This window comes from Chryseobacterium sp. SIMBA_028, assembly GCF_046535285.1.
GTDB lineage: Bacteria > Bacteroidota > Bacteroidia > Flavobacteriales > Weeksellaceae > Chryseobacterium.
The window spans coordinates 1-246 of record NZ_JAWRWZ010000678.1 but is presented as its reverse complement, the minus strand read 5'-3'; the positions used below and the strand labels follow the sequence as shown (position 1 = coordinate 246).

Sequence of the window (246 nt, the reverse complement as noted above, 5' to 3'; positions counted from 1 at the left end):
CATTTGCCAATCAGCTTCTTCCTTCAGGGAAAGGTAAGTTTGTAGGGATTTACAGTAAATTCCAGTCTACACCAACCTCTACAGTTACATATCAATTGTATGTTAATAAACCGACTGACCTTGATATGAATAAATTCCCACGTTTAGATGGTCTTACCTCTAGCCCGTGTGATTTTAATCCAAGTACACTGACTGCTAAAACAGTAGCTGATCTTAAGCAAATGTCTACAGGAACAAACTGGACAC

1 pseudogene is annotated in these 246 nt (G+C 38.6%); it reads left to right on the top strand.

Annotated elements, in window-relative coordinates:
* Nucleotides 1-246 (top strand): annotated as a pseudogene (locus SCA31_RS24955) (hypothetical protein); the annotation flags it as partial.